Origin of the sequence: Microbacterium sp. Ru50, from assembly GCF_002920555.1 — a bacterium.
GTDB lineage: Bacteria > Actinomycetota > Actinomycetes > Actinomycetales > Microbacteriaceae > Microbacterium > Microbacterium arborescens.
The window spans coordinates 1-753 of the sequence record NZ_PQSV01000037.1; the positions used below are offsets into that span (position 1 = coordinate 1).

Annotated in this window: 2 protein-coding genes; one reads left to right on the top strand and one right to left on the bottom strand. The window is 70.9% G+C overall.

All coding sequences use genetic code 11. From position 1 onward, the window contains the following. Nucleotides 1-231, top strand: a 231-nt coding sequence (locus C3481_RS16100) for a serine hydrolase (protein ID WP_181021964.1), incomplete at its 5' end; no start/stop codon positions are given. A gap of 31 nt (nt 232-262) precedes the next feature. Here C3481_RS16100 and C3481_RS16105 read toward each other — a convergent pair. Continuing rightward, nucleotides 263-751 carry a hypothetical protein gene (locus C3481_RS16105; RefSeq protein ID WP_103843296.1) on the bottom strand — a complete coding sequence of 163 codons (489 nt, stop codon included), beginning with the start codon at nt 749-751 and terminating at the stop codon, nt 263-265. Nucleotides 752-753 lie beyond the last annotated feature (2 nt).

The following is a 753-nucleotide window of genomic DNA, read 5'->3' on the forward strand; positions in this document are numbered from 1 at the left end:
TTCACGCTGCCGGACGTGCCCGGGGCGCGGTACGGCGCGGGGCTGGAGCGGTTCGAGGTGAACGGCAAGGTGATCTGGGGCAAGACCGGTTCGCGCCCCGGATACGCGACGGTGATCGCCGCGACCCCGGACCTGTCCCGCACCCTGGTCTACTCGGTCAACTCCACGGACGCGAAGGGCGACGGCCTGGCCGTCGCCCAGCGCTTCGCGTTCCCGGCGTTCAACCGCTGACCGGAGCGGGGCCGTTCGCCGGGCACCGGATTCAGCCCGCAGTGGTGGCGGCCGGGAGCGCCGGCGGTGCGCCGAGCGCTTCCAGCCGCTTGATCCTCTTCCGTACGACGTACAGCGGGACCACTCCGAAGACCCCGAACGACATGTCGATGACGCTCCACCAGAAGGGGATCCCGCGGACCGGTCCGCAGACGAGGGCGAGCGGGATGATCCCGGCACAGGCGATCATCCCGAACTCGACCACCCAGATGTTGCGGACGGGGTCGCGGTACGGGCCGTAGAACGCGACCGCGATGACGAGGTGCGCGAAGGCGAGCCAGTCGGTGCCGTACAGGACGAAGGGCTGGTCGGCGTCGACGGTGTCCAGCCCCTCCCGCACCCGGGAGATCCACGCCATCAGCCCCGGCAGGTGCTCCGGCACGGACAGCGCGCGCAACGCGCTCTCGGTCCAGCGCAGTTCGTGCACCAGCGGGAAGGCGGTGGCCCCGCTGAGCACGAGACACACGACGAAGAGGGCCAGCC